Below are 26,201 nucleotides of genomic sequence, written 5' to 3' on the forward strand. Positions count from 1 at the left end.
AGGTCTCTCCATGAGGGTTTTGCGCGCCTGCGCGCGCTTTTGCGCCGCCATGGCCCATGTGCTGGTGGGCCTGGCCACCATCCTGCTGAAGTTTCCGAAGCTGGACGCGCAAGAGCGGCACCGCCGCGTGCAGCAGTGGTCGCAGCAGATGCTGGCGCGCCTGGGCGTGCAATTGCGCGTGCTGGGCACGCCGGCCGCTACCGGCCCCATGATGCTGGTGTGCAACCACATCTCGTGGATGGACATCACGGCGCTGCACGCGGCGCGCTATTGCCGTTTCGTCTCCAAGGCCGACATCAAGCACTGGCCGGTGGTGGGCCGGCTGGCGATTGGCACCGACACCTTGTTCATCGAGCGCGAGAAGCGCCGCGACGCCATGCGCGTGGTGCACCACATGACCGAAGCGCTGCGCGACGGCGACGTGCTGGGCATCTTCCCCGAGGGCACCACCAGCAACGGCGTCGGCATGCTGCCTTTCCACGCCAACCTGTTCCAGGCCGCCATTGCCGCCAACGCGCCGGTGCAACCGGTGGCGCTGCGCTTTGTCGACCTGGCCAGCGGCCAGCAGAGCCTGGCGCCTTGCTACATTGGCAACGACACGCTGTTCGGTTCGCTGTGGCGCGCGCTGAAGGCGGACCCGCTGTGTGTGGTGGTGCGCTTTGGCGAGCCGCAGCACTTCGCTGGCCGCGACCGCCGTGTCTGGGCTGCGGATTTGCAGACTGAGGTGGAGCGGTTGCGCCAACTGCCGCTGTAAGGTATCAATTGGTGCGGTAGCAGTGCCGCGCAACGCTGCGCCACCTCTTCCATCATCAAGCCATGGATGCGGCTGGGCATCACATCGGCCATGGCCGTCAGGCCGTGGCAGGCGCAATCCTGAAAGAAGCCCCGCAGGTTTTCGACCCGTCGGGTGTCACGCCCTCCCAGGTTGTGCCGTGTTGCTTGAGGGGCATGACGAAATAGGCGGCGAAATTATGGATGCATTATGGGGCTGCGTGCCGGTGCTGTCAGCGCGCCACGCCAGCATGCGACAGCATTGCAAGCAGGCCATGCTTGTGCGTCAATGCGGTTCAGCAGACCTGAGGAGAACCGCATGGACGCATTTGCAAACCGTTGTGCTGTGTTGCTGGCCGGGCTGATGCTCGGTGCCTGCGGCGGGGGAGACAATGCGGATACAGCCGCCGTGCAGGTGGCTGCCCGTGCCATGGTCCAGCCGCAGACCGCTGTGGTGGACGGCGCGCTGTGCGCGCAGGCGGCCGCAGACTATGGCCGCTACAACCTGGGGGCCGACGGCCAGTGCCGGCGCGCCGCCCGCCTGCTGACCTCCGCCAACGATGCCCGCTTGTTGCAGGCCAGCAGCCGCGGTGCCACCGGCACGCTGGACGCCAGCGCGCTGTTCGACTGGGCCGAGCAGAACGTGGCCGCGCTGTTTCCCGGCCACAAGAGCAACCTGGCGGTGCCGCCCTATGTGCTGCGCTACTACCCGGAAACGCAGATGTACCTGGGCGTGGCCGACGGCACGGTGTACGCGCTGGGCCCTGCCACCGGCGGCGCATTGGTCATGTTGGGCAGATTGGCAGATTTCAACTGCACCGTGTTTCCGGGCAATTGCGCGGTGCCCGATGCACCCACACCGGGCGCCGCCACGGCGGGGGACGCCAGTGCCACGGTGAGCTTCACGCCACCGACCTTCGCCGGCGGTTCGGCCATCACCAGCTACACCGTGAGCTGCCTGGGCGGCAGCGGCATCAACCCCCTGACCAGCGCCAGTGGCCCCGCCAGCCCGATCACAGTGACCGGCCTGATGAACGGCAGCACCTACGCCTGCTCGATTGCCGCCACCAACAGCTTTGGCAGCAGCGCCAAGTCCACCGCGCTGGCGGTCACGCCCAAGGCCGGCAGTGGCACCGGTAGCGGCACGGGCACCAGCAGCGTGGACGCCGCCAAGCTGCCGTTGGGCGACGGCCACTTCACCACCACCACGCCGGCGGTGGGCTACCTGTACATCTGTTCCAGCGGCGGCCAGGGCGGTGCCAGCAGCAAGGGGCCCTGGTTCAACGCCGACGGCATCAGCTGGAATTCGCTGACCAAGCTCAGCGTGCAGGGCGCGGTCAGCTGGGTGTCCAACTTCGTCGTCACGCTGGGCGCCACGCTGGGGCTCAGCGGTAACGGCTTGCCGCCGCACACCACCGGCATCTTCCCCATCGCCAGCAGCGACCCGGCCTATGCCTATGACCGCAACCCCAACACCATCAAGGTGGCCAGCATCGCCTGGGGCTTGCCGGCCAACCCCACGATGGCGGCCAAGCCCAATTGCACCAATGGCGGCGCCATTGGCGTGCTGCTGACGGGTGTGCGCCTGTTCAACGCCAACGACGGTGGCAGCCGCGACGCCGTGGCCTGGGAGATCCAGGACAGCTGCCAGGGCCACCCCGAGCAGACCGGCCAGTACCACTACCACAGCATCAGCAGCTGCATCACGCAGAAAGACACGGCGGGCCAGCACTCACCGCTGGTGGGCTACATTGCCGACGGTTTCGGCATCTACGGCAACCTGGGGGAGAACGGCAAGGCGCTGACCAACGCCGACCTGGATGAGTGCCATGGCCACACGCATGCCGTCATCGTCAACGGTGTCAGCGTAGTGCAGTACCACTACCACCAGACCAAGGAGTTTCCTTACACCGTGGGCTGCTACCGGGGCACGCCGGCCAGCGTTCGTTGAAGGCGGGGGGACGCCATGGCACGCGGGTTGTGTTCATTGCTGCGGGGTGGCCTGGGCCTGTTGGCCGCGTCCCTGGCCATGGTGCTGGGCCTGGGTTGGTGCACCGGCGCGCTGCAGGGGCCGCAAAACGCGCTGACGCATGATGCGCTGCCTTACTACTTCGAACCCAGCCTGCAGCCGCGCTGGGATGCCTGGGCGGCCTGGCAGCGCATGGGCAGCTTCACGCTGGTCAGCCAACATGCGCAGCTGCTGGGTACGGACGTGCTGGAGCGCGCGCCCACCGTGTTGGGTTTCTTCTATGCCGGCTGTGCCAGCGTGTGCCCGGTCTCGGTGGAGTTGTTGCGCGGGTTGCAAGAGAGCCTTGGTGCGCAGGTCGCAGTGCCGCAGTTCCTGCTGATCAGCGTCACCCCGCGTGACGACAGCCCGCAGGTGCTGGCCCGCTACGCCCAGCGCATGGCCTTGCCGCGCGACTGGTTGCTGGCCACCGGCGAGCCCGCCTCGGTGTACACCATGGCGCGCCGGCAACTGCTGACCGAGTTGGCCGAGCCGGTGGCCGGCGCCGAACCATTGCATGCCAACCGCGCCTTCCTGGTGGACCGGCAGCGGCGCATACGCGGTGTGTACGACGCCACGCTGGCGCCCGAGATGCAGCGCTTGCGTGGCGACTACCTGCGACTGCTGCGCGAGCAAGGGGTCTGAGGCGCTACCTCGCAGCACGCCTGGCTGTCGCGGCCGGCGCCACCGTTGCAGGCGCCAAGGTCGTATTGGCCCAGGCAGGCCTTGAATCGCGCGGCGACTCCACGATGACCAGGTAGCGGCCGGGTTGTGCAACCGGCTCCTGAGAAGGTTGCAATACCCAGAATTTGCGGCCGCCGCGCTGCGCCAGCAGGTAGTCGGCGTCCAGCACGGCATGGCGGTCCAGGAAGCGGTTCAACGACGCCGGGATGCGCACACAGCCCTTGGACTGGGCGCTTCCCAAGCGTCGCTCCAGGCTGGTCGGGTCCGTGGCATGCATCTGCAGCCGCATGGCCATGGGCCGGCCACGGTCCTTGCCCCAGCCTTTGGGGGCCTGCTGCCAGCCGAAGTCGAACACCCGCATGCCCTTGATGCCATAGCCGCGGATGCCGTTGCGGTTCAGCGTGCCCTCGGCGCGGAAGTCCGGGTTGGCCAGGCTGTGCGCGAACACACCCAGCGGCGTCTTGAAGTGGTCGAAGCTGCCGGGCAGGCCGGTGGAGACGGGCGAGGCGCCCAGCCAGTGCAGGCCGCTGCCTGGCGCGTACCACGCCAGCAACAGCGCCTGCACCTGCGGGTGGCGGTCCACCACCACCAGGTACTGCGCCTGGTCCAGCACAGCGCCCGCCTCGGCCAGCGCCTGCACCGCCAGCCGGTCATACAGCGCGGCCTCTTCGGGCGGCAGGCTCAGCCGTTTGTCCACCTCGGTGGCAAAGCGCTGCGCCACCACATCCGGTTGCTCCAGGGGTTGGGCTGGGCAGGCCTGCATGCACAGGCCGGCGACCAGCGCCAACAGGCTCAAGTGCCGTCGCCGGTCGCGTCCAGGCTCAGGCTTGACCTGTGTCAAGGCGCGGTGCCCACGCGCACCTTCGTTGGTCCCCGGGGCACGCCCCGCCGCGAGCACACCATCGACGCGATGGTGGCTGCGCCTTGAGTTGATCCACCTCAAGCGCGCCAGGGGGCTGTGTTCCTAAGATGCGGCGATGAACTCCGACGACATCGTCTTTCGCGCCCGCGGCTTGGGCAAGACCTACGGCCAGGGTGCCGCACAGGTGCGGGCGCTGCACGACGTGGACCTGGACATCCGGCGCGGCGAATTCATCGTGTTGCTGGGGCCATCTGGCAGCGGCAAGTCCACCTTGCTCAACATCCTGGGCGGGCTGGACGTGCCCAGCGCCGGCGATGTCAGCTTTGGCGAGCACCGGCTCAGCGGTGTCGGCGAGGCTGAGCTGACCAGCTACCGGCGCGAGCATGTGGGCTTCGTGTTCCAGTTCTACAACCTGATTCCCAGCCTCACCGTGCGCGAGAACGTGGCCCTGGTGACCGACATCGCCGCCAACCCCATGCCGATCGACGAGGCCATCGCCCTGGTGGGCCTGAGTGGTCGCGCGGACCATTTTCCGGCCCAGCTGTCCGGCGGCGAGCAGCAGCGCGTGGCGGTGGCGCGCGCCATCGTCAAGCGGCCGGACGTGCTGCTGTGCGACGAGCCCACTGGCGCATTGGACTACCAGACCGGCAAGCTGGTGCTGGAAGTGATTGACCGCATCAACCGAGAACTCGGCACCACGGTGGTGGTGATCACCCACAACGCCGCCATCGCCGGCATGGCCGACCGCGTGATCTCGCTCGGCGACGGCTGCATACAGCGCCTGCAGGCCAACACCCACAAGCTGGCGCCGGCGGAGCTGGCCTGGTGAAGGCGCTGGACCGCAAGCTGTTGCGCGACCTGCGCAACCTGTGGAGCCAGGCGCTGACCATCGCGCTGGTGGTGGCCAGCGGCGTGGGCGGCTTCATCACCAGCCTGTCGGCGGTGGACTCGCTGGCGCTGGCGCGCGACACCTACTACGCCGACGGCCGCTTCGCCGACCTGTTCGCCGTCGTCAAACGCGCCCCCAATGGGCTGGTGGAGTCCCTGCGCGGCGTGCCCGGCGTGGCCGATGTGCAGGCCACGGTGGAGCAGGTGGTTCGGGTCACGCTGCCGGGGGTGGCCGACCCCATCATCGGCCAGCTGATTGGTGTGGATGCGTTGCATGGCGCGCGCATGAACCGCGTCAGCGTCAGCGGCGGGCGCGCCCTGTCGGCGATGTCGGGCACCACAGCGCCGCATGCCAATGGCGAGATCGAAGCGCTGGTGTCCGAGGGCTTTGCCAAGGCGCGTGGGTTGGCGCCCGGCTCGCGGGTGCAGGCGCTGGTCAACGGCAAGCAGCGCACACTGGTGGTGGTGGGCAGCGCCCTGTCGCCGGAGTTCATTTTTGCCGGCCTGTGGGGCATGCCCGACCTGCGCGGCTTCGGCGTGTTCTGGGTCGACCGCGAGGCGCTGGCCGCCGCGTACGACATGCGCGGCGCTTTCAACCATGTGGCGGTCAAGCTGGCGCCCGGTGCCCTGGAACAGGATGCCATGACGGGGCTGGGCAACCTGCTGGCGCCTTATGGCGGGCGCGAGGTGCTGGGCCGGGCGGACCAGACTTCCCACGCCATGCTGGACAACGAGATCAAGGAGCAGCGGGTGCTGGGCACGGTGCTGCCGGCCATCTTCCTGGGCGTGGCCGCCTTCCTGCTCAACGTTGTGGTGTCCCGACTGGTGGCCACCCAGCGCGAGCAGATTGCCGCGCTGAAGGCGCTGGGCTACGCCAATGCCGCCATCGCCGCACACTACCTGAAGCTGGTGCTGCTGATCTCGCTGATTGGGCTGGCCCTCGGCATCTTGCTGGGCGATCGGTTGGGCCTGTTCTTCACCCGGCTGTATGCCGAGTTCTTCTTTTTCCCCCGCTTTGAGCACCGCATCGCTCCCTGGTTGCTGCTGGCCAGCGCCGGCATCACGGTGGCCACGGCGGTGCTGGGCACACTCAACGCCATCGTAGGCACGGTGCGCCTGGCGCCGGCCGAGGCGATGCGGCCGCCGGCACCCGGTCATTATCGGCGCACGCTGCTGGAGCGTCTGGGCATTCAGGGCATGAACCCGGCGCTGCGCATGGTGCTGCGCAACCTGGAGCGGCGACCGCTGCGCAGCGCCCTGTCCGTCACCGGGGTGGCGGCGGCGGTGGCCATTGTCATCATGGGCAGTTTCTTCCGCGACGCCATCGCGGTGGTGGTGGACACCCAGTTCAACCTGTCGCTGCGCAGCGACGTGGCGGTGTGGCTGGTGGAGTCGGCTCCGGACAGCATGCGCCACGAAATTGCGCGGCTGCCGGGCGTCACCATGGTGGAGTCCACCCGCTTTGTGCCGGTCAGCTTCAGCCATGGCCACCTGCGTGAGCGCGGCCTGATACGCGGCTATGCGGGGCGCGCGGAGTTGTACCGCGTGATCGACGGCGACCAGCGCGCGGTGCCACTGGAGGGGCGCGGCCTGGTGCTGAGCCGGCGACTGGCTGACAAGCTGGGCCTGGCGGTCGGCCAGCACGTGCGGGTGGAGGTGCTGGAGGGCCGCCAGCGCACGCTGGACATGGTGTTGGGCGGTACCGTGGACGAGATGATGGGGCTGAACGCCTACATGGAGCGCGGCGCACTGAACCGCGCGCTGGGTGACGGCGACCTCAGCAACGGCTTCGTGCTGACGCTGGAGCGTGGTAGCGAGGCGGCACTGCTGCGGGCCACGCAGGCGCTGCCGCGCGTGGCCGGCGCCTTCAGCAAGGCCACCATGGTGCGCAACATGGAAGAAATCAGCGCCCGAAACGTGCGCATCATGAGCACCATCCTGACCATCTTCGCCATCATCATCGCGGTGGGCGTGGTCTACAACAATGCGCGCATCGCGCTGGCCGAGCGCGGCTGGGAGCTGGCCAGCCTGCGGGTGCTGGGTTTCACGCGCGGCGAGGTGTCGGCGCTGCTGCTGGGCGAGTTGGCCATCGTCATCGCCTTGGCGCTGCCGCTGGGCATGGCGCTGGGTTTCGGGCTGACGCACCTGGTGACCAGCCTGCTGGAGTCGGACCAGTTCCATTTTCCCGTGGTGGCGCGCGCCAGCACCTATGCCTTCGCCGCGCTGTGCGTGCTGGTGGCCGGGCTGGGCAGCGCGCTGGTGGTGCGCCGGCGTGTGGATCGGCTGGACATGGTGGCTGTTTTGAAGACAAGGGATTGACATGAAGAATCAAACCTGGGTGCTGGCGGTGGCCGGCACGTTGGCCGTGGTGGCCGTGCTGGGATGGGCCTTCGCCCCGCGGGCGCAGGCGGTGGAGACGGCCAATGCCAGCGTTGGCGTGTTCGAAGCCACGGTGGAGGAGGACGGCAAGACGCTGCTGCGCGACCGCTACCTGGTGTCGGCACCGTTGGCCGGCCTGCTGGCGCGCAGTCCGCTGCGCGAAGGCGACAGCGTGGCCGCCGGTGCGGTGGTGGCCACGCTGACGCCGCTGCTGCCCACGCTGACCGACGCCCGCACCCTGCGCGAGCAGCAGTTGCAGGTGCAGATCGCCCAGGCGCAGGTGTTGCGCGCGCAAGCGCGGCTGGAGGGCGCCCAGGTGGCGCTGATGCAGACGCGCAACGAGGCCCAGCGCAGCGAACAGTTGGTGGGGCAGGGCTTTGTGTCGCGCACCAAGCTGGACAATGACCGCCTGACCAACCAGGCGGCGCAAAAGGAGCTGGAAGCCGCCACCCAGGAGCGGCGCATTGCCACCCACGACGTGGAGCAGGCCAAGGCTGCGCTGCAGGCTGTGCAGCATGCCGGCGCAGCGGGCGGCAGCGGGTTTTCGGTGCGTGCGCCGGTCGCCGGGCGTGTGCTGCGCGTGCTGCAGGCCAGCGAGTCCACCGTGGCGCTGGGCACGCCGTTGCTGGAGCTGGGCAACGTCGCCCAACTGGAAGTGGTGGCCGAGTTGCTGACCACTGACGCCCTGCTGGTCAAGCCCGGCAGCGCGGTGGTGGTGGAGCGCTGGGGCGGCAATGGCGAACTGCGCGGCCGGGTGCGCATGGTGGAGCCGGGGGGCTTCACCAAGGTGTCGGCGTTGGGCGTGGAGGAGCAGCGCGTCAAGGTGCACATCGACATTGAGACCCCGCACGAGCAATGGCAGGCGCTGGGCGACGGCTACCGCGTGTCGGTGCGTATCGTCACGCTGCGGCGCGAGCAGGCGCTGCAGGTGCCGGTCAGCGCGGTATTTTCGCGCGCCGATGCCACCGGCATGGCGGTGCTGGTGGTGGAGGGTGGGCGGGCGTGGCTGCGGCCGGTCCAGCTGGGCGGGCGAAACGGCAGCAGTGCCTGGCTGACTGGCGGCTTGCAGGCCGGCGAACAGGTGATTGTTTATCCACCGGCCACCGTCAAGGACGGTTCGCGCGTGACGCGCCGCGAGGTATAGGGGGAGATGGGATCAGCGCCAGTGGGAGCTAGGCGTGTGCAGCATTCTTCTTCATGCGTGCAATCGACAGGCGGTCAGCCATCGGCCAACGCATGGGCGATGGATTTCTTCAGCGGTGTGAAACGTTGGCCCAGTTGCAACAACAGCTTGCGCGTCAGCTTGGCGGGTGCCGATTCCCGGGTGTAGATTTCAATGATCAGCCGCGTCAGCCAATACAGCGGCAGCGTGGCGCGCCTTTGGCGGCGCTCGTAGTCCAGCAGCCAGCGCAGGCTGCCCAGGTCCTGCGCCTGGTGGCGGGCGCGTGCCATCTCGTCCGTCAGCGTTTGCACGCTGAGCAGGCCGAAGTTGAAGCCGTGGGCGGTGACCGGGTGCATGCCCACCGCGGCATCACCCACAGTGGCGAAGCGCGGCGCCACCAGCCGCTCCGGGAACACCGACACCAGCGGGTAGGCGTGGCGCGTGCTGGCCAGATGCATGGCACCCAACCGGCGGTGGAAGCGCTCGGTCACCTGAATGCCGAATGCGTGCGCATCCAACTTTTGCAAGGCTTCTATTTCTCGCGGCGGCAGTGTGATGACCACCGAGGAGCGCGCGGCGCCGCTGTTGGGGGCTGGGTTCATGGGCAGCAGCGCCAGCGTCTGGCCGTAGTCAAACCATTCCCAGGCCATGCCCTCATGCGGCTGCTCGTGCGTCATGCAGCACACCAGCATGGTTTTACCGAAATCGTGTTCGCGGGCCTGCACACCCACCATGCGCCGGGTGGCCGAAAAACGGCTGTCAGCGGCCACCAGCAGCCCGGCTTGAACCTGCAGGCCACTTTGCAACCGCACCAGAGCATGCGCGGGCTGCATCTGCACCTGGGCCACCTGCTCACCGGTCAGTAGCTGGATATCGCCGTGCTGCAGCATGGCCGCCTGCACGGCCTGGAAGGCGGCGCGGCGTATCAGGTGGTTGGACACCAGCCAGCCCAGCTCAGCGGCACGGCCCAGCTCGTGCCCTATCACCATGGCAAAGCTGGACGGGCCGTCCAGCACCTTGGCGTCGCGCAGCGGCGCAATATCGGCAGGATCTATGCGCTCCCACAGGCCCAATTGCCGCATCAGCATGGCCGAGCGTTGCGTCAGCGCGATTTCGCGGCCGTCAAACGGTGGTTCGGCGATGCGTTCCAGCGGCTGCTGTTCCACCACCACGATGCGCATGTTCCGCCCGCTCAGCGACCGCGCCAGGCACAGGCCCGCCGGTCCGGCCCCCACGATCACCACGTCGGCCTGCAGGGCGTTTTTGTTGTGCTTCACATCTGGCATGGCACACAGCTTAGGGGCTCAGGTGATTCGCGTATTGTCTTTGGTCAAAGTCTGGCGCTTGCCGTGGGGACAAAGTCTTGCCGTTCTTGCTGTCCGACAGCAGCCGGTGGGCCGAGCGCTCAAACTCCAGCCCACGCCAGCCAGGCCACAGCCACCATCAGCACCAAGCCAGGAATGACGCTCAGCGCGAAGCGCCAGCCGCCCAGCGTGGCAGCGGCCACGCATTTGACCGCCGTGTTCGCGCTCAGTCCGGCCAGGATGGATAGCACGGCCTGCTCCGCGCTCAGCTGGCCGGCCGCCACCCGTGCGGCCACCGACACCGCTGACGCATGGGCGTCGGCCAAACCGGTGATGGCGGCACCCACCCACAGGCCGGTGTCACCAAAAGCTGCTTGCATGGCGCTGGATGCCACCGTGACCACCGACACCAGCAGGGCCAGGCCCAGCGTCTTGGTGAGGCTGAAAGCATGGCCTTCATCAACTGGCAACGGGGCCGGTGCATGTGCCAGGCGCAGTGCGAACAGGGCCGCATAGGCCAGCACGGCGGCTGCCGCACCGGCCAGCGGCCAGGCCATCGCCACCAGCGCGGGCGGGCTGGTGGCCGCCAGCACCAACACCAGCAGCACGACTGTGGCCACCGAGGAGGCCACGGCGCCAGCCACTGCCGGCAGGAAGGATGCGGGCACTCGTTGCGCGCGTTCCCCCATGGCGGCGATGGTGGCGGTGCTGGAAACAAAGCCGGCCGCGAAGCCGGTGGCCATCAGGCCGGCGCGCGCGCCCAGCAGGCGCTGGGCCACGTGTCCAGCGGCACCCACTGCCATCATGAGGATGACCACCATCCAGGTGGTGCGGGGGTTGAGTGCCTGGTAGGGGCCCAGGTAGCGGTCCGGCAGCAGCGGCAGTACCACCAGCGTGGCGGCTGCCAGCACCAGGGCGTCGTTGAGCTCGCGCTCCGTGATCACCTGGCGCACAAAGCGGTGCAGGCTGGCACGCCGGGCCAGCAGCACGGTCAGCACCACGCCCAAAGCGCTGGCCAGCAGCGCGTCGTGCGTGGCCAGGCCACCCAGCAACAGGGTCAACAGCAGGGCCACGCCGGTGGTCAGGCCCATGTCCCTGACCTCGCTTTGCCAGTAGGCAACGGCGGTCAGTGCGCCCACTGCCAGCACGGCCGCCAGCAGCAGCGCCGGGCCACCCAGCAGCAACGCCACGGCACCCAGCAGGGCGGTGACTGAGAAAGTGCGTATGCCCGCCGAGATGCGGCGCGGCCCCAGGTCCTTGCGGCGCTCGCGTTCCAGGCCCACCAACATGCCTATCCCCAGCGCCGCCGCCAACTGCAGCCAGATGCCGTCAGTGGCCTGCATGGCGATGCGGGCGCGGGGCTTCAGGGGCTATGCGATGTCCGGCCCAAAGGGGCAGAGGCACTGGCCACGTCACCTGTCACTTGATCAGCAGCACCGGCGTGCGGGCGGTGGCCAGCACGCGCTGGGCCACCGAGCCCATCAACAGGTCAGACACCGCGCCGCGCCCCTTGGCGCCCATCACCAGCATGTCGAAGCGGCCCGTATTGGCGGCTTCCACGATCTCCTGGGCCACGTGGCCGGTGCGCATCACCATGTCGTGGCGCACACCGGCCTGATCCAGCAGCTTGCGAGCTGGCTTCAAGTCCTTTTCACATTGTTCGCGCAGGTAGTCGGCGACGGTCTCCGGGCCGACGAAGGCGCTGGCATGGCGCAGGGCGGTGGCGTCATGCACGCTGATCAGGGTGACGCTGTTGGCTTCGGCGGTGACGCGTCCCAGCAGCTTGATGGCGTATTTGACTGCGTTGAGAGCCGGTTTGGAGCCGTCAAGGGCTATCAGAAGTTTCATGGGTGATCTCCGGGGTGTGATGTGAATGTGTTGATTGCCGGTCTTGGCTTATGCCACGGGTGGCAGCGGTGCTTGACGTGGCGTGCCCTGAACATCTTACTTGCGATCAGACGTCTTGCAGGTGCTGATGCCAAACGGCAGGTAGGCCGGACACACGCGCACCAAGCCAGCCACGATGCGCAGCATGCGGTCCAGATTGCCGACGTTGTGGGTCATGGCTTACTCCTTGTGGTGTGTCGATGGCTGTGGAGCATGCTCTCACCATCGCGTGCGCGCGGCATTGACGCAGATCAAGCCACGCCGGTCGCGACATGCCTACCATGGCCTTCGATTCAACATGACAATGGAAGGACCACCATGAGTGACTTGACCGCCGCCCACACCGACAAGCTGATGGCTGATCTGCGGGTGATGATTGCTGACGCCGAGGCGTTGCTGAAAATGACCGCCGAGCATGCCGGCGAAGGTGCCGCCGAGGTGCGTGGCCGCGTGCAGCAGCGCCTGGCACAGGCCAAGGCCGACCTGGTGCACCTGGAGCAGGCGGCCGTGGCCAAGGCCCGTGCCGCCGGCCAGGCCGCAGACCAGTTCGTGCACGAGAACCCGTGGAAGTCCATGGGTGTGGCCGCCGGGGTCGGCCTGTTGATCGGCCTGCTGGTGGGCCGCCGCTGAGGCGTTCGCCCGTGACGGACGCCGCTTCGGGTGCTGGCCTGTTCCATTCGGCTCGCCAGGTGTTGGCGGGCGTGCTGGAAATGGCCCAGATCCGGCTTGAATTGCTGGGCACCGAATTCGAGTTGGAGAAGCGCCGCCTGCTGATCGGCCTGCTGTGGGGGGCGCTGGCCTTGCTGGCTTTGCTGCTCGGGCTGATGCTGGCCTGTGCGCTGGTTGTTCTGCTGTTCTGGGATGGCTACCGGTTGGCGGCCACCGGGGTGCTGTGCGGCGCGTTCCTGCTGGTGGGCTTGTGGATGCTGCGCCAGGCGCGGGACAGCTTGTGCGCCAACGGGCGCCAACCGTTTGAAGCCAGCCTGGCCGAACTGCGACAAGACGCCGTCGGCTTGCGCGGACGCTGACTCGCCATGCGCCACGACGAATTGCTGTTGCGCCAACGCATGTTGCAGTGGCACAGCGCGCGTCTGCGGGTAGAGCTGGGCGGACACATGCAGGCCATGGTCAGCAAGCTGTCGTGGCTGGAGCGCGCGCGCGCCGGCACGCAGTGGCTGATGCATCACCCACAATGGCCGTTGGGTGCGCTGGCTGCCCTGGCCGTGCTGCGGCCGCGTCGCTCGATTCGCTGGGCGGGCCGCGTGTGGTGGGCCTGGCGCCTGTTTCAGCAACTGCGACGTACCCTGGGCTGAGTTCACTTCACAGGGCGTGTCTGGTTGGAACCTCCTAGCTCGGCCAAGTGGCGCCGTGCTCGGGCACCGTGGCCCGCCAACCCAGTTCGCGCTCAATGCGCGCGCGCAACGCGTCGGCTGCTGCCAATTCGCCGTGCACCACATACACCTGATCGGGTCGGCAGGACAGCGTGTGCAGCCAGGCCAGCAACTGGCCGGCATCGGCGTGCGCCGAGGCCGATTGCAGCTGTACCACCTCTGCACCCACCGCCACGTCCTGCCCATGGATGCGCAGCGACGTGGCACCGCCCGCCAGCGACGCACCGCGCGTGCCTGGGGCCTGGAACCCGGTCAGTATCAGCATGTTGCGGTGCCCGCCCGCATACAGCGCCAAGTGGTGCAGCACCCGCCCGCCGGTGGCCATGCCGCTGGCGGCCAGGATCACCATGGAGCCATGGCGCCTGGCCAGCGCGCGGGAGTCCTCCACGGTGCTGACCATCGTGGCGGCATGGGCCATCTTGTGCACCTGGGTGGCGTTCAGTCGGTGCTCGCCCAGGTGATGCTCAAACAGGCCAGTGGTGTGCACGGCCATCGGGCTGTCCAGGAACACCGGCAGGCTGGCGGGGATGCTGCCACTGGCCTTCAGCAGCGCGATGGCGTACAACACCTCCTGGGCCCGACCCACCGCGAACACCGGCACCACGGCCACGCCGCCACGCGCGGCCAGCTTCTGCAGCGCTGGCCCGAGTTCGGACAGCAGGTCTTCCCGTGGATGCTGACGGTCGCCGTAGGTGGATTCGATCAGCACCGTGTCGGCCACCGGGGCCGGGTCGGGCGGGTTCATCATCAGGTCGTCCGGGCGCCCCAGGTCGCCTGAGAACAGGATGCGCCGGCCCGCCACTTCCAGCAGCACACTGGCCGCGCCCAGGATGTGGCCGGCGGGCTGCAACGTGACACGCCAGCCCGGCAGCGGCTCGAAGGGTTTGCGGAACTCGTGCGCACGCATCAGCTTCAAGCTGTCGCGGGCGTCTTGCTCGGTGTACAGCGGCAGCGCCGGCGTGTGTTTGGAAAAGCGATGGCGGTTGGCGAAGGCGGCATCTTCCTCCTGAAGGTGGCCGCTGTCGGGCAGCAGGATGCGGCACAGGTCGCGCGTGCCGGCTGTGGCATGCACGGGGCCGGCGAAACCTTGTTTGGCCAACAGCGGCAGGTAGCCGCTGTGGTCCAGGTGGGCGTGGGTCAGCACCACCGCGTCCACGGCGTTGGGGGCGATGGGCAGTGGATTCCAGTTGCGCAGCCGCAGCGGCTTGTAGCCCTGGAACAGACCGCAGTCCACCATCAGGCTGTGCGGGCCGTGCCGCACCAGGTATTTGGAGCCGGTGACGGTGGAGGCGCCGCCCAGGAAGGTGATGTTGACACTCATGGCGACCATGGTGCACGGGTGGCAGCGGTCGGTGCTTGACCCAGATCAAGCCCGGTGGTGCGCACAGCCGCGATGATGGACGCATGCGCAAGAACATCCTCATCATCCAGGGCCATCCCGATGCTGATCACCCCCACCTGTGCCACGCACTGGCCAGTGCCTATGCCGCTGCCGCAGAGGAGTCCGGCCACGAGGTGCGCACGGTGGAAGTGGGCCGGCTGGACTTCCCCTTGCTGCGCAGCAAGGCTGACTGGGACGGCGGCTGCGTGCCCGAGGCGCTGGTGCCGGTCCAGCAGGACATCCTGTGGGCCAACCACCTGGTTTTTTTCTTCCCGCTGTGGCTGGGCGGCATGCCCGCGCTGCTGAAAGGCTTTCTGGAGCAGGTGGCGCGGCCGGGCTTCGCGCTGTCCAGGCCGGGTGAGGGCGGCAAGTTCCCCAAGAAGCTGCTGGCCGGGCGCTCGGCCCGCGTGGTGGTCACCATGGGCATGCCGGCGATGGTGTACCGTTGGTTCTTCCGTGCCCACAGCCTGAAAGCGCTGGAGCGCAACATCCTGGGCTTTGTGGGCATCGCCCCTGTTTCCGAAACCCTGGTGGGCCTGGTGGAAGGCATGAAGGAGGCGCAGTGCGCCGCCTGGCTGAAGAAGCTCGCCGCAATGGGCCGGCTGGGCGACTGAGCTGCCGGCACCAGCCGGGCCGGCATGCCAGCAGGCTTGGCCGCCTTCCCAGTCACAGTCCCTACTTCAGCACCAGCACCGGCACCTTGGCGCGCGTCAGCACGTGCTGGGTTTCGCTGCCCAGCAGCATGCGTTTGATGCCGCTGCGCCCGTGCGAAGCCATCACGATCAGGTCGCACTTGTGTTTGGTGGCGGCTGCCAGCACGGCGTCGGACACCACATCGGACTTCATCACCACCGCCTTGCTGCTGACCACGCCCTTGGCAGCTGCCGCCTTGACCACGGCGTCCACCACCGCCTGGCCGCCCTCTGCCCACTCTCTTTCGATGCGGCCAATCTCAGCCGCTTGCAGGGACAGGCCACCTTCGAAATAGCTCATGGGATAGCGCGGCACCACCTTCAATGCCACCAGCTGCGCGCCGGTAAGCGCTGCCAGCGCGATGGCGTGTTGCGTGGCCTTCTTCGACAGCGTGCTGCCATCGGTAGCCACCAGGATGCTTTTGTACATAGGGTTCTCCAGTGATGCGGACAAAAAAATGGTACGCCGGGCTGCTTACCCCTGGCCCGCCAAGGGTGGGCCACCCAGCAGCCACTGCAGCAGGTCCCCGACGCCGCGGATCTCGTTGCCAAAGGGCAGCTTGCCGGCGCCGCGGAAGAACAAGCCCTTGCGCGTGTCGCCGGTCAGCGCATGGCCCAGTTGCTGGTCGATGCAGAACTGACCTATGCTGGCGTCGCCATCGCGCAGGCCGCAATGGGCCAGGCAGTCGAACGCCATGTTGCAGCGCGCCTTGGCGTGCGCCACAGCCTTCAGCTTGGGCTCGATGCGCAGGTATTTCTCCAGCCACGGGGTGCGCACGGCGCGCGCCGGCAGGCCGGCCACGCTGATGAATTCCACCATGTCCTCGGGCCTGGCCTGCGCCAGCACCTGCTTGAAGGCGAGGTCGGCATCGCTCTCATGCGTGACAGCAAAGGCGGTACCCAGCTGCGCCGCCGTCACACCCAGCGCTTGCAGGCGCACGATGTCGTCGCGGCTGCTGATGCCGCCAGCTGCCACCAGCGGGATCTCGCGTTCCAACCCGGCCGCCTTGAAAAATTCCAGCACCTGCGGCACCACCACGTCGAAGTCAAAGCGTTTGTCCTGTAGATCCGCCACCTTGGCCGCACCCAGGTGGCCGCCGGCCAGGCGCGGGTGTTCGATGATGATGGCATCGGGCAGCCGGCCTTTTTTCTCCCATTTGCGCACCAGCAGCTGGATGCCGCGGGCGTCAGACAGGATGGGGATCAGCGCCACATGCGGGTGCTCGCGGGCGATGTCGGGCAGGTCCAGCGGCAGGCCGGCGCCTACCACCACGGCGTCGGCGCCGCTGGCCAGCGCCTGGCGCACGTAGGGCTCGTAGGCGCTCAGCGCCTTCATCACATTGACGGCGATCAGCCCTTGGCCTTGTGACAGGCGGCGTGCACGCTGGATTTCGCGGTCCAGCGCCAGCAGGTTGGCAGCGTCTATGCGGGCGCGCGCGTCGGGTTCCTTCTCCAGATGACCGGTCTGCGCCATCAGGTCGGGGTGCAGGCGGCGCAGGTCCACCGAGGACACCGTGCCCAGCGCGCCCATGCGTGCCACCGCGCCGGCCAGGCCACCGGCCGATACGCCCACGCCCATGCCGCCCTGCACCACCGGTAGCAGTGTCTTGCCACCCAGTTGCCAGGTGCGCAGGCCCGATGACTGGCACGCGGCCAGCAGGCGGGTGTTGTCGGGCACCGCCTCAGGCATTCCGGGCGTGAAGGGGCTTGCCGTGTCAGACATCATGGCGAGCCCCCAGGCTGCGCCCCACGCCAATAGGCGCGGGCGCGGCGGTGACGATGCGGGTGAACAGCCGGTCGTAGCGCGGATCGTGGGTGCCACCGGCCAGCGGGTCGCGCTCCGTGGCGAAAGCGGCATCCAGCTGTTTCCAGTCCTCGGCCTGCAGCAACTGCTGTGCTGCTGGCAGGATGTCCTTTTCCTCGGTCTGCATGTGCTGCAGGTAGAAAATCACATAGCGCCGAGCAGCCGCCTCGAAAGCTTCGCGGCGCGAGTCACCCACCAGCTCCCAGGCCAGCAGCGCGTGCTGCAGCTCGCGCACCTTGCCTTCGCCCTGCATGTGGTCCTTTTCCAGCTTTTCCACCACCGGCATCAGGTGCGGCGCCACCCGTACCAGCTTCGGGAACAGCAGGTTTGACTCTTTGGGGTGGTGCAGGCGCTCGGGGAACTCGTCAATGTAGAACAACATGGCGCGCAGCACGTCGAAAAAGCGCTCGGGCTCGTCACCCGGGCCGGCGTCCAGCATCATCAACAGTGAGCGCAGTACAGCTGCCACGGCGGCATGTTCTTCGCGGATGATCTGCAATGACAGGTGGGACATGGTGGTACGGTGGTTGACGACAGGTCGCCACGAGGATCGCACGCCGGGCGGGCGGAGGGCTTGATCCACGTCAAGCCTTCACAGGGCAGAGGCCTTCGAACGCGTCTTCAGTTGATCGCTGACAGCAGCACGGCCTGCACAACCAGGCGGTTCGCATCGACCACCGCCGCATCCTCCGCCACCCGCTCGGCCAGCGCCGCGACGGGGTGCTGCGCCGTGGCCAAGCCATCGAACACGGGCACAGTGGCTCCTTGTGCAATGCCGCGGACCAGCGTGGCAGGCATCCCTTGGCACTCCACGGCATCGTACAGTTGGCTGAGCATGCGTCCCGTGGTTTGAAGGTCTGTCGCCGACGAATTGGCGGCAAGCGCCGGCACCAGCGCCACTTGTGCGCCCATCTCGGTACCTGCATGGCGGAACAGCCGTGCGGCTTCGCTGTCATCCGGTGCCATTACCGCCACATGGCGTCCCAGCAGCAGCGTGCCCAGGGTGCCGGAAAACCGTGCCTGATTCACGCGTCGGGCAGCGGCCAGCAGCAGGGCCTGGTCCTGGTCCGACAGCTGCCGGCTCGCCAGCAACTTGTGGGAGATGGGATGGAGATCCATGCCGAGGTGAATGTTGGGGACAGGTGAACGGGTAGGCACAACGATGGCGCAAGCGTAGTTCGGCCGGGACTTTTTTGCTTGATTTGCGTCAACATCGGCGCCGGAATCCGTGCTGTTTCCGTTTTGACACAAACCGTTCACGCACTGTTACCGAGTGATGCCGGCTGTTCTCAGTGGGTTGCATGGCGCTGTCTAGCATTCATCCATCGCCACACCATCATCCCGCCCTCAAGGAGCCAGCCATGTTGAACACCGCCACCGCCACACCGTCCCGCCAGCGCACCGTGGCCCTTTCCCTGCGGTCGCCGGCTGTCAGCCGAGACACCGGCGCCACAGACCGCACCGGCACGCGCATCGCCGACATGCTGAAGCTGCTGAGCGACAACATCGCGATTCAGCGCCGTGTGGTGCGCGAGGGCGAGAGCCTCTACCAGGCCGGTGAGCGTTTTGCCAACCTGTACGTGCTGAACTCTGGTTTCGTCAAGATCATCAACCTGTCGGCCGATGGCCGTGAGCAGGTGGCCAGCCTGAAGTTCCGCGGTGACTGGCTGGGCTTTGACGGCATCGCCAATGGCCAATACGGCTGCGACGCTGTGGCCATGGACACCGGTGAGGTCTGGGTGATTCGCTACGAGGACCTGCTGAACGCCTACACCGCCAAGCCGGCGCTGCTCAAGCTGATGCACGAGGCCATGAGCCGCGAGCTGACGCGCGACCGCGATTCCATGATGTCGGTGTGCACCATGCCGGCGGATGCCCGCGTGGCTGATTTCCTGCGCTACTGGGCCGAGGCGCTGTCCAGCCGCGGCATGCGTTCTGACCAGTTCACGCTGCGCATGTCGCGCGCCGAGATCGGCAACTACCTGGGCATGACGATCGAGACCGTCAGCCGCTCGCTGACCAAGCTGGCGCGCGACCAGCTGATCCAGTTCGTCGAAAAAGGCCGCCGTGATGTGCAGATCCCCTGCATTCAGGCGCTGAACGATTACATCCAGGCCTGCCTGCCGCGCGCTGGCGCCGTGCTGCACTGAGTGGGCGTGGCGCGGATCAAGTCTGCTGCTTCAGCACCCGCGCGATGGCCGAGACCAGCTCGTTGCGAGAGTAGGGTTTGCGCAGCAGCTCCCAGTCCAGCGGGGCGTTGCGGTCCGCATCCAGTAATTCGGCGGAGAAACCCGACATCAGCAAAATGGCCAGGCCAGGGCGCAAGCCCTGTGCCTTAGCCGCCAGCTGGGTACCGCGCATGCCCGGGCCCAGTGCGATGTCGGTCAGCAGCAGGTCAAAGTCACCGGGCTGACCCAGGGTCAGCAGCGCCTGTTCTGCGTTGGCCACCGCTGCCACTTCACATCGCAACGCCCGCAGGAAGGCCAGCGCCACGGCCCGCACTTCGGCATCGTCCTCCACCAGCAGCACTTTCAGGCCGGGCGGTATGCTTTCGGCCGGTGAATCATCTTCATCTGGCTTCTGTTGCGCAGCCCATGGCATGGGGATGTAGAGAACCACCGTGGTGCCTTCGCCCGGTGTACTGAGGATGGTGATGGCACCGCGCGACTGCTTCACGAAACCATAGACCGTGCTCAACCCCAGGCCTGTGCCTCGTCCGGCCTCCTTGGTGGTGAAGAAGGGCTCGAAAGCGCGTTCGCGCACTTCCTCAGGCATGCCAATGCCACTGTCGCTGATGCTGATGGCGACAAAATGCATGTGGGAGGCGCTGGGGTCGTCCAATTCTCCGCGCAGTTCCGGTGGCAGAGTGGCGTGGCCCTGGGCGCGAAAGCGCAGCGTGCCACCTTCGGGCATGGCGTCGCGCGCGTTGATGGCGATGTTCAGCAGCGCCGACTCCAGCTGTCCCGGGTCTGCCAGCACCGGCGGGCAGTTGGCCGCAGCGTCCACTTCGATGCGTATGCGCTGGTCCAGCGTGCGGCGCAGCATGTCGGCCAGAGAATGCAGCAGCGCGCTGGTGTTCACCGCGCTGGGTTGGAGCACCTGGCGGCGCGAAAAGGCCAAGAGCTTGCTGGTCAGCTCGGCGCCGCGTTTGCTGGCACGGGTGGCTGCTGCCACCAGTTGCTGCGCGTAGTCGTCCGCGACGAGTGCCGGCAGTTCCTCCAGCACCTGCAGGTTGCCCTGGATCACGGTCAACAGGTTGTTGAAGTCATGGGCGATTCCCCCGGTCAGTTGGCCCACGCTCTCCAATCGCTGTGCATGGTTCAACGCCTCTTCGCTCTGGGCGCGCTGCAGGCTGGTGGCCAGCAGGTTGCTCATGGATTCCAGGAAGCGACGTTCGTCGTCGCCAAAGCGGTCGGCTGACCGCGAGCGCACGGTCAGTGCGCCGAATACCCGCCCCCGGTCCATCAGGGGCACCGCGATGGCGCTGACCAATCCAGCATCGAGGTAGGCCTGCGGCACCTTGAAGCGCTGTTCCTGCCGGTAGTCGGCAATGATCACCGGCATGCCCTGCGCCAGCACGAAGCCCGGCGGCGTGTCGGGGCGGTTGGGCACGCGCGCCCCCAGAAACTCGCCGTCCACCATGCCCACGCCACTGGCGACGCGAAACTCCTGCCGGTTGCCTTCCAGCAGGAACACCATGGCCACCTCGGCGTGCAGCGCCTGGGCCGCAAGCGCCGGCACCTGGTCCAGCACCACCTGCGGATCGCGCGCGTCCACGGCGATGCGGCCCAGTTGTGCCAGGTGTTCGCTGTAGTGTGCGCGCTGCAAGGCCTGCTTGACGCGCGGGTAGGCGCCGATGTCGCGTATCGCCGCCACCACGAAAGGCAGGCCTTGGCCCTGCAGTGGGCTCAAGGCGATCTCCACCACCACTTCGCTGCCGTCCTTGCGCTTGGCCACCAGTTCCATCTGCGTGCCCATGGGCCGGGTGCGTGGTGCATTTGCATAGGCGCCGCGATAGGCCGCGTGGCGCGGGCGTATGCTGTCGGGCACCAGCTCGTCCACGCCCCTGCCGGTCAGCTCATCCGGGGCATAGCCCAGCAGCGTAGCCGCCGACGGGTTGGCCAGCACAATGCTGCCGGCCTGGTCCACCACCAGCAAGGCGTCTGGGTAAGCAAAGAACAGCGAGCGAAACACGGTGTCCTGCTTGATGCCTTCGGGCAGTGCCGGCAGTGGGGGCAGCTCTGTGTTGGGTGGGCTCATGGCTTGGCGGATGGTTCAGTCCGCGTTGACGACGGGCACGAAGATATAGCCGGCGCCGCGTACCGATTTGATCAGCTGCGGGTCTTCCGGGTCGGTTTCCAGTTTCTTGCGCAGGCGGCCAACCTGCACGTCAATGGTGCGGTCAAAGGGCGCCGCCTCGCGCCCACGCGTCAGTTCCAACAGGAAGTCGCGCGACAGCACCCGCCCTGGGTGCTGGGCCAGCGCGCACAGCAGATCGAATTCGCCGGTGGTCAGCGCCACATCCTGGCGCTGGGGGCTCAGCAACCGGCGCGCCGCCGTGTCCAGCTCCCAGCCGGCAAAGCGGAGCTTGTCGCGTGCGGCTACGACGGCCGGGGGGTCGGATTCAGCCGGTGCAGCAAGAGGGACGTTTGGCGTCATGCGTCGCAACACGGCCTTCACGCGTGCCACCAGTTCGCGCAAATCAAAGGGCTTTGTGACATAGTCATCGGCGCCCACTTCGAGGCCGACCACCTTGTCCACCGCGTCACCCCGACCGGTCACGATGACCAGACCGCACCTCCAATGCTCACGCAATTGCCGGGCGATCGAGAAACCGTCTTCACCTGGCAGGCCCAGGTCCAGCAACACCAGTGCCGGCGGGTCTGTTGCCATCAATGCCATCAATGCCGCACCGTTGTGCAGTTGGGTGACGCGAAAGCCGTGGCTTTTCATATAGTTAGCCAGCAACGACGTGATGTCCACCTCGTCGTCCAGAACGGCAATGTGTGAGGCCGGGGCCGGCGCAGCCATGTTGTGCAAACTCCTCCCTTGCGCGAGATGCGCGGGGCCCCAGTTTATCCAAGTCGCATGGAGGCGGGCTTCTTTTCGCGCATTTGTCGCCAAATGAGCATGTGCTCACTGGCGCGGAAGCGGTTCAATTGTCAGTGCGCCAGCAGTGCCAGCGCACCCCAGGGGGACTTCAAGATGGCCACGGAAATGATCCACCCCACAGTCGCCAGGGCAGCCAGGAAAGCCACGCAGCGCACCGCCAGAGGGCGGCCAGGGCGCAGCGCCACCATGCCGAGAGCGATGTAGAGCACCAGCCCGATGACCTTGGCCAGCAGCCAGGGGGCGCGGTCGGGTGTCAGTTGCGCCAGCCAGGCCAGCGTCAGCGCGGACAGCAGCAGCACCGTGTCCACCACCTGGGGCAGCGACTTGGCCAGGCGCTTTTGTACCCAGGCGGCGCCAGACAGCGCGCCCAGGCCGCGTACGAAAAAGCCGCCGACCGACAGGGCTACGGCGCTTTGGTGTACTAGCTTGACAGTGTCATAGTCCATACCGTCATGGTAAGCGCAGGGCCGGGTGCTCCTGGTCTTGCACTCAGGCAGGTGTGGCGCACCAGGGCGCGACGTCGTGCGCCAGCGCCATCCACAAGGCCCAGGCCGAGCTGACGGCCAACGCGGCGCCGGCCAGGCGCACGCCCCACTGACCACCGGTGGCGCGCAGGTCCTGGCGCCGCAGGCGCAGCCACAGCCACGGTCCCGCCGTCATGGTGACGGCGGTGCCGCAGGCAAACAAGGCCATCACCAGGGCGCCGGACGCCACGCTGTTGGCCAGGGCCGCCACCAGCAGCGCCGAATACAACAAGCCGCAGGGCAGCAGCGCCCACAGCATGCCCAGCACCAACGGGGCACCATCTCCAAGCCCTTTGCCAAAGCCCAGGCCCAACGAACGAGCGCGCCCCCAAACGCGGCGCGCACCTTGATCCAGCCACACCGGCTGTCGGGCCTGCCACAGCAGCACCAAGCCCAGCGCCAGTGCCGCCACATGGAACATCGACCACAGAGGGCGCAGTGCAACCGATTGCGCCGCCAGCCAGCCAAAGCCGTGCACCGAGGCGGCGGCCAATGCGCCCAAAGCCGAGTAGCCGGCAATGCGACCGGCCTGAAATGCCAGCAGTGTGCGGGTTGATCGTCCGGGCCCCGCCGCCTGACCCAGCCCGGCGCAGGCGGCGCCGCACATGGCCAGGCAATGCGGGCCGCCCACCAGGCCCATCAACAATGCGGTGACTGCCAGTGAGGTCTGCATGGTGATGACCGGCCGGGGTCTAGATGATCTTGGAAAAGCGTGCCCGCGTTTTGTCCATTTGCAGGTACTTGTCGAACACCATGGCCACACCGCGCACAAAGTACCAGCCCTGCGGCGTGACCTGGATGCCGCAGTCATCCAGCTGCACCAGACCCTGGTCTTCCAACGCCTTCAGGCGCTCCAGTTCCTTGGCGAAGTAGTTCTTGAAGTCCACCAGGTAGGCCAGCTCAATGGACTCGAATTGCAGTTGCCCCTGGCACATCAGTGCCATGATGACGCCGCGGCGCACCAGGTCGTCGCGCGACAGCGCCAGCCCGCGGTTGGTGGGGAAGTGGCCATGGTCCAGCGCGTCATAGTATTCCGCCAGCGTTTTGGCGTTCTGGCTGTAGGTGGCGCCAATGCGGCCGATGGCGGACACACCCAGGGCGATCAGGTCGCAGTCGGGCTGGGTGCTGTAGCCCTGGAAGTTGCGGTGCAGTCGGCCCTGGCGTTTGGCGATGGCCAGTGCGTCGGTGGGCAGCGCGAAATGGTCCATGCCCACATACACATAGCCAGCGTTCAGGAAGGCGGTGAGCGACTGCTGCAGCATGGCCACCTTGGCCGGGGCGCCGGGCAGCTCGATGGTGATGATGCGCCGCTGCGGCTTGAAGCGCTCGGGCAGGTGGGCATAGGCATACAGCGCGATGCGGTCGGGCCGCAGGTCCACCACCTGGGCCAGCGTGCGTGCGAAGGACTCGGGCGTCTGCTGCGGCAGGCCGTAGATCAGGTCCATGTTGATCGATTCGAAGCCTATGGTGCGCGCCGCGTCCATCAGCGCGGCCACCTGTTCGACGGGCTGCACGCGATGCACCGCCTTTTGCACGGCGGGGTCGAAATCCTGGACGCCGAAACTCAGGCGGTTGAAGCCCAGCTGGGCCAGCACCTCCAGCCGGCCGGTATCCACGGTGCGCGGGTCCACTTCGATCGAGTATTCGCCGCCCGGCACCAGCGAGAAATTACGCCGCAGCATCGCCATCAATTCGCGCAGCTCGGCGTCGCTGAGAAAGGTGGGGCTGCCGCCGCCCAGATGCAACTGGCTGACCGCTTGGCCGGTGCCTATCAACGCGGTGTGCAGGTCCATCTCGCGACCCAGGTAGCGCAGATACTCGGCGGCGCGTTCGTGGTGCTTGGTAATGATCTTGTTGCAGGCACAGTAGTAGCACAGCGATTCGCAAAACGGGATGTGCAGGTACAGCGACAGCGGCAGGGCCTTGGCACCGCTGCCGCTGCGCCGGTGTTTCAGCGCAGAGGCGTAGTCATCGGCCGTGAAGGCCTCGACGAAACGGTCCGCCGTGGGGTAGGAGGTGTAGCGCGGGCCAGGTACATCAAAGCGGCGCAGCAATTCAGTGGAAACAGGGGAAGTGGCTACGGTCATCATCGCTCCAGGGGATGGGGTGACTGTGCCCCATGCGGCTGGCGCGGCGCTTGATTTACGTCAACTGGACTGCGAGTGCCGGCCCGGACAATTGACCTGTATCAGAGGACCAACATGCTCAAGAAACGCGCACCCCATGACCCAGAAACCCCGGCCACCCCGCTGGATCCGGACTGTCATGTGCTGCAGCACATCCCCGGGGCTGCGAAGTCAGCCTCTGCGCCTGTCCCCATCACCCGCCAAGCCATCAAGGTGGCTTGTTCCAACTGCAATTTGCGCGAATTGTGCATGCCGCTGGGCTTGAGCCAGGATGAATTGAACCGACTGGACTCCGTCGTCTCCGTCCGGCGCAAGGTGCGCCGGGGCGGTGTGCTGTTTCGCAATGGCGAAGCTTTCTCCAACCTGTACGCCATACGCACCGGCTTCTTCAAGACCTGCGTGGCCTCTGAGGGGGGGCGTGACCAGGTTACCGGCTTCCAGATGGCTGGCGAGGTGATGGGGCTGGACGGCATTGTCCACGACCGCCATACCTGCGACGCCGTGGCGCTGGAGGATGCTGAGGTGTGCGTGATGCCGTTTGACCGCATTGAGGACCTGTCACGCGAGATCACCGGCCTGCAGCGCCATGTGCATAAGATCATGAGCCGGGAGATTGTGCGAGAGAACGACGTGATGCTGCTGCTGGGCAGCATGCGCGCCGAAGCGCGCATCGCCGCCTTCGTGCTGAATCTGGTGCAGCGACTGCATGCGCGCGGGTTCTCGCAGTCTGAGCTGGTGCTGCGCATGACGCGCGAGGAAATGGGCAGCTACCTGGGCATGAAACTGGAGACGGTGAGCCGCACCTTCTCCAAGCTGGCCGACGAGGGTGTGGTGCAGGTGCGCCAGCGGCACATCCGCATTCTGGACATTGGCGCGCTGCGCGAAATCGTCAACTCGGACACAGCCTGCTCCTGAAACGGCGACTCAGCAGTTGCCGTCCTTCGCGCAGGCATCCGGGCGTTCATGGGGCGCCACCGGACAGCGGTTGATCTCGAAAGGCGAAGCCGCCAGAAGCGTGGTCAGTGCTGAAGACAGTGCGGTCACCCCCCAGAAGCCGAAAAAACTCACGGTGTAAATGGCCTGGCGCGACAATTCCAGCGGCTGGCCCATCCAGTGCAGGTCTTGCGGGTCCACCATGGCGAACACCCCCATCTCCAGCACGCCCGCCATCAAAAAGGCAGGCCAGGCAATCCACATCAGGCGTTGTTGCAGCATGGAGGGTGACCTTT

Annotated in this window: 28 protein-coding genes; 12 read left to right on the forward strand and 16 right to left on the reverse strand. The window is 67.0% G+C overall.

All coding sequences use genetic code 11. From position 1 onward, the window contains the following. Positions 1–10 precede the first annotated feature (10 nt). The 3 genes from AC1DX2_RS15540 to AC1DX2_RS15550 all read left to right on the forward strand — a co-directional run bounded on the left by AC1DX2_RS15540 (position 11) and on the right by AC1DX2_RS15550 (position 3,421). Positions 11–754: a lysophospholipid acyltransferase family protein gene (locus AC1DX2_RS15540; RefSeq protein ID WP_477197261.1), complete on the forward strand. Its 744-nt coding sequence runs from the start codon at positions 11–13 to the stop codon at positions 752–754. 336 nt (positions 755–1,090) lie between these two features. Continuing rightward, on the forward strand, positions 1,091–2,722 hold the full coding sequence (locus tag AC1DX2_RS15545; protein ID WP_477197262.1) for a YHYH protein: 1,632 nt from the start codon (positions 1,091–1,093) through the stop codon (positions 2,720–2,722). A gap of 15 nt (positions 2,723–2,737) precedes the next feature. Continuing rightward, positions 2,738–3,421: an SCO family protein gene (locus AC1DX2_RS15550; RefSeq protein WP_477197263.1), complete on the forward strand. Its 684-nt coding sequence runs from the start codon at positions 2,738–2,740 to the stop codon at positions 3,419–3,421. A gap of 4 nt (positions 3,422–3,425) precedes the next feature. Here the strand turns inward: AC1DX2_RS15550 and AC1DX2_RS15555 are convergent, their stop codons facing one another. Then, a complete protein-coding gene (locus AC1DX2_RS15555; protein ID WP_477197264.1) occupies positions 3,426–4,256 on the reverse strand; it encodes a murein L,D-transpeptidase in 831 nt (276 codons plus the stop codon). A gap of 181 nt (positions 4,257–4,437) precedes the next feature. Between AC1DX2_RS15555 and AC1DX2_RS15560 the strand changes: the two genes are divergently transcribed. Genes AC1DX2_RS15560 through AC1DX2_RS15570 form a run of 3 tightly spaced genes read left to right on the forward strand, consistent with a single transcriptional unit; the run spans position 4,438 to position 8,733 of the window. After that, positions 4,438–5,151, forward strand: a complete 714-nt coding sequence (locus AC1DX2_RS15560; protein ID WP_477197265.1) for an ABC transporter ATP-binding protein — start codon at positions 4,438–4,440, stop codon at positions 5,149–5,151. Beyond that, positions 5,148–7,529: an ABC transporter permease gene (locus AC1DX2_RS15565; protein WP_477197266.1), complete on the forward strand. Its 2,382-nt coding sequence runs from the start codon at positions 5,148–5,150 to the stop codon at positions 7,527–7,529. The genes AC1DX2_RS15560 and AC1DX2_RS15565 overlap by 4 nt, the downstream gene beginning before the upstream one ends. Position 7,530: 1 nt before the next feature. Next, on the forward strand, positions 7,531–8,733 hold the full coding sequence (locus tag AC1DX2_RS15570) for an efflux RND transporter periplasmic adaptor subunit (protein WP_477197267.1): 1,203 nt from the start codon (positions 7,531–7,533) through the stop codon (positions 8,731–8,733). Between the two features lie 74 nt (positions 8,734–8,807). On the opposite strand, the gene ubiM is transcribed toward AC1DX2_RS15570, so the two are convergent. The 4 genes from ubiM to AC1DX2_RS15590 all read right to left on the reverse strand — a co-directional run bounded on the left by ubiM (position 8,808) and on the right by AC1DX2_RS15590 (position 12,119). After that, complete coding sequence (gene ubiM, locus AC1DX2_RS15575) at positions 8,808–10,028, reverse strand: 5-demethoxyubiquinol-8 5-hydroxylase UbiM (RefSeq protein ID WP_477197268.1); 1,221 nt, start codon at positions 10,026–10,028, stop codon at positions 8,808–8,810. A 128-nt stretch (positions 10,029–10,156) separates the two neighbouring features. After that, positions 10,157–11,398, reverse strand: a complete 1,242-nt coding sequence (locus AC1DX2_RS15580; RefSeq protein WP_477197269.1) for an MgtC/SapB family protein — start codon at positions 11,396–11,398, stop codon at positions 10,157–10,159. 76 nt (positions 11,399–11,474) lie between these two features. Continuing rightward, positions 11,475–11,903: a universal stress protein gene (locus AC1DX2_RS15585; RefSeq protein WP_477197270.1), complete on the reverse strand. Its 429-nt coding sequence runs from the start codon at positions 11,901–11,903 to the stop codon at positions 11,475–11,477. Between the two features lie 96 nt (positions 11,904–11,999). Then, a complete protein-coding gene (locus tag AC1DX2_RS15590; protein ID WP_477197271.1) occupies positions 12,000–12,119 on the reverse strand; it encodes a YgaP family membrane protein in 120 nt (39 codons plus the stop codon). Between the two features lie 141 nt (positions 12,120–12,260). Here AC1DX2_RS15590 and AC1DX2_RS15595 point away from each other — a divergent pair, with 141 nt between their 5' ends. From AC1DX2_RS15595 to AC1DX2_RS15605, 3 genes are read left to right on the forward strand one after another with little or no spacing between them, the layout of a single operon-like run. After that, positions 12,261–12,572, forward strand: a complete 312-nt coding sequence (locus AC1DX2_RS15595) for an ElaB/YgaM/YqjD family protein (protein WP_477197272.1) — start codon at positions 12,261–12,263, stop codon at positions 12,570–12,572. An 11-nt stretch (positions 12,573–12,583) separates the two neighbouring features. Further along, entirely contained in the window at positions 12,584–12,970 is a 387-nt protein-coding gene (locus AC1DX2_RS15600; protein WP_477197273.1) for a phage holin family protein, read from the forward strand. A 6-nt stretch (positions 12,971–12,976) separates the two neighbouring features. Next, positions 12,977–13,255, forward strand: coding sequence for a YqjK family protein (locus AC1DX2_RS15605; protein ID WP_477197274.1), 279 nt, complete (start codon positions 12,977–12,979; stop codon positions 13,253–13,255). Between the two features lie 34 nt (positions 13,256–13,289). On the opposite strand, the gene AC1DX2_RS15610 is transcribed toward AC1DX2_RS15605, so the two are convergent. Then, positions 13,290–14,654, reverse strand: coding sequence for an MBL fold metallo-hydrolase RNA specificity domain-containing protein (locus AC1DX2_RS15610; protein ID WP_477197275.1), 1,365 nt, complete (start codon positions 14,652–14,654; stop codon positions 13,290–13,292). A gap of 83 nt (positions 14,655–14,737) precedes the next feature. On the opposite strand from AC1DX2_RS15610, the gene AC1DX2_RS15615 reads away from it, so the two are divergent. Next, positions 14,738–15,328, forward strand: a complete 591-nt coding sequence (locus AC1DX2_RS15615) for an NAD(P)H-dependent oxidoreductase (RefSeq protein ID WP_477197276.1) — start codon at positions 14,738–14,740, stop codon at positions 15,326–15,328. 61 nt (positions 15,329–15,389) lie between these two features. Here AC1DX2_RS15615 and AC1DX2_RS15620 read toward each other — a convergent pair whose 3' ends face one another. From AC1DX2_RS15620 to AC1DX2_RS15635, 4 genes are all read right to left on the reverse strand, one after another. Continuing rightward, positions 15,390–15,836 carry a universal stress protein gene (locus AC1DX2_RS15620; protein ID WP_477197277.1) on the reverse strand — a complete coding sequence of 149 codons (447 nt, stop codon included), beginning with the start codon at positions 15,834–15,836 and terminating at the stop codon, positions 15,390–15,392. 45 nt (positions 15,837–15,881) lie between these two features. Then, positions 15,882–17,096, reverse strand: a complete 1,215-nt coding sequence (locus AC1DX2_RS15625) for an NAD(P)H-dependent flavin oxidoreductase (protein WP_477197701.1) — start codon at positions 17,094–17,096, stop codon at positions 15,882–15,884. Between the two features lie 25 nt (positions 17,097–17,121). Further along, entirely contained in the window at positions 17,122–17,724 is a 603-nt protein-coding gene (locus tag AC1DX2_RS15630) for a hemerythrin domain-containing protein (RefSeq protein ID WP_477197278.1), read from the reverse strand. A 107-nt stretch (positions 17,725–17,831) separates the two neighbouring features. Continuing rightward, positions 17,832–18,329 carry a Rossmann-fold NAD(P)-binding domain-containing protein gene (locus tag AC1DX2_RS15635; protein ID WP_477197279.1) on the reverse strand — a complete coding sequence of 166 codons (498 nt, stop codon included), beginning with the start codon at positions 18,327–18,329 and terminating at the stop codon, positions 17,832–17,834. Positions 18,330–18,571: 242 nt separating this feature from the next. Between AC1DX2_RS15635 and AC1DX2_RS15640 the strand changes: the two genes are divergently transcribed. Next, positions 18,572–19,360, forward strand: coding sequence for a Crp/Fnr family transcriptional regulator (locus tag AC1DX2_RS15640; protein ID WP_477197280.1), 789 nt, complete (start codon positions 18,572–18,574; stop codon positions 19,358–19,360). 16 nt (positions 19,361–19,376) lie between these two features. Here the strand turns inward: AC1DX2_RS15640 and AC1DX2_RS15645 are convergent, their stop codons facing one another. From AC1DX2_RS15645 to hemN, 5 genes are all read right to left on the reverse strand, one after another. After that, complete coding sequence (locus tag AC1DX2_RS15645) at positions 19,377–21,470, reverse strand: PAS domain S-box protein (protein ID WP_477197281.1); 2,094 nt, start codon at positions 21,468–21,470, stop codon at positions 19,377–19,379. A 15-nt stretch (positions 21,471–21,485) separates the two neighbouring features. Next, positions 21,486–22,241 (reverse strand): winged helix-turn-helix domain-containing protein, encoded by a 756-nt coding sequence (locus AC1DX2_RS15650; protein ID WP_477197282.1) that lies wholly within the window; start codon positions 22,239–22,241, stop codon positions 21,486–21,488. A 131-nt stretch (positions 22,242–22,372) separates the two neighbouring features. Next, the gene (locus tag AC1DX2_RS15655) at positions 22,373–22,768 is read right to left on the reverse strand and encodes a SirB2 family protein (RefSeq protein ID WP_477197283.1); all 396 of its coding nucleotides are present in this window, start codon (positions 22,766–22,768) and stop codon (positions 22,373–22,375) included. 43 nt (positions 22,769–22,811) lie between these two features. Beyond that, on the reverse strand, positions 22,812–23,519 hold the full coding sequence (locus tag AC1DX2_RS15660) for a sulfite exporter TauE/SafE family protein (protein WP_477197284.1): 708 nt from the start codon (positions 23,517–23,519) through the stop codon (positions 22,812–22,814). Between the two features lie 19 nt (positions 23,520–23,538). Continuing rightward, positions 23,539–24,936, reverse strand: coding sequence for an oxygen-independent coproporphyrinogen III oxidase (hemN, locus tag AC1DX2_RS15665; protein ID WP_477197285.1), 1,398 nt, complete (start codon positions 24,934–24,936; stop codon positions 23,539–23,541). A gap of 285 nt (positions 24,937–25,221) precedes the next feature. Between hemN and AC1DX2_RS15670 the strand changes: the two genes are divergently transcribed. Beyond that, entirely contained in the window at positions 25,222–25,887 is a 666-nt protein-coding gene (locus AC1DX2_RS15670; protein WP_477197702.1) for a helix-turn-helix domain-containing protein, read from the forward strand. A 9-nt stretch (positions 25,888–25,896) separates the two neighbouring features. Here AC1DX2_RS15670 and AC1DX2_RS15675 read toward each other — a convergent pair whose 3' ends face one another. Next, positions 25,897–26,187 (reverse strand): hypothetical protein, encoded by a 291-nt coding sequence (locus AC1DX2_RS15675; protein WP_477197286.1) that lies wholly within the window; start codon positions 26,185–26,187, stop codon positions 25,897–25,899. Positions 26,188–26,201: the final 14 nt, after the last annotated feature.

It is taken from the genome of Hylemonella sp. P2_B10 (assembly GCF_056404875.1).